The sequence below is a fragment of the Fulvimonas soli genome (assembly GCF_003148905.1).
GTDB classification, from domain to species: domain Bacteria; phylum Pseudomonadota; class Gammaproteobacteria; order Xanthomonadales; family Rhodanobacteraceae; genus Fulvimonas; species Fulvimonas soli.
The window spans coordinates 1-1,203 of sequence record NZ_QGHC01000040.1 but is presented as its reverse complement, the minus strand read 5'-3'; the positions used below and the strand labels follow the sequence as shown (position 1 = coordinate 1,203).

At 64.5% G+C, this 1,203-nt stretch carries 1 protein-coding gene; it reads right to left on the bottom strand.

Annotated features, from left to right (window positions below):
• Positions 1-32 precede the first annotated feature (32 nt).
• Positions 33-1,075 (bottom strand): IS3 family transposase gene (locus tag C7456_RS16725; RefSeq protein WP_425454645.1). Its coding sequence is split into 2 segments (ribosomal slippage): positions 33-889 and positions 889-1,075, totalling 1,044 coding nucleotides; the frame shifts between segments, so codons are not numbered across the junction.
• Positions 1,076-1,203 lie beyond the last annotated feature (128 nt).

The following is a 1,203-nucleotide window of genomic DNA, read 5'->3' as shown; positions in this document are numbered from 1 at the left end:
CGACATCCCCCCGCTTTCAGTAGCGGTCGGGTTTAGAGTCCGGGGTTGATCGTATCTGTGTTTGCCAGGTGCCGTGCATAGGCCGCTGGCGTCATCCCGCTGAGGGCCGCCTTCGGTCTCTCTTCGTTGTATTCGCGTCGCCAGGTCTCGATCACGGCGCGGGCGTGCAGCAAGTGGGTGAACCAGTGCTCGTTGAGGCACTCATCGCGCAGGCGGCCGTTGAAGGACTCAACGTAAGCGTTCTGGTTGGGTTTGCCTGGCTCGATCAGGCGCAACTGCACGCCGCGCTCGTGCGCCCACGTGACCATCGCCCTGCCGCAAAACTCCTTGCCGTTGTCAGTGCGGATCACGTTGGGCAGGCCACGGCTGAGCGCCAGGCGATCGAGCACCCGCGTGAGCATGTGGCCCGAGATCGCTCGCTCGACCTCGATGGCGACCGCTTCGTGCGTGGCGTCATCGACGATGGTCAGGCACTTGATCACGCGCCCCTCGGCCGTGCGGTCGAAGACGAAGTCCATGGACCAGACCTGGTTAGCCGCCAAGGGCCGCAACAGCGGCTGACGCTCGCCCACCGGCACCTTCTTGCGCTTGCGCCGCCGCACCTGCAGCTTCGCTTCCTGGTACAGCCGTTCCACGCGCTTGTAGTTCACGAGCATCCCTTCCTGCCTGAGCTTGAGGTAGATCATCCCGACGCCGTAGCGCTTGTGCCGGTGCGCCAGCGCCAGGATGCGCTCGCGCAGTTCGACATTGCGGTCCGGGCGCGGCGCATAGCGCAAGGCGCTGGCGCTCATGCGCATGACGGCCAGCGAGCGCCGCTCGCTTAAGCCCCGATCCATCAAGTGCCGCACCAGCCCACGACGGGCTGGCGCGGTCACCACTTTTTTCGCAGGGCGTCCTTGATGACCTCGTTCTCGAGGACCTGCTCGGCCAGGAGCTTCTTCAGCCGCCCGTTCTCCGTCTCCAGCTCCTTCAGGCGCTTGGCGTCCGGCACGCTCATGCCGCCGAACTTGCTGCGCCACAGGTAGTAGGAGGCCTCGCTGAAGCCGTGCTTGCGGCAGAGGTCTTTCACTGCCATGCCGGCCTCTGCCTCACGCAGGAAGCCGATGATCTGTTCTTCAGAAAAGCGCTTCTTCACGTCCAATCTCCTTCGGATGGGGGATTGGACTCCAAACCGCTGTGCTACTCAAAGGCGGGGGGACGTCG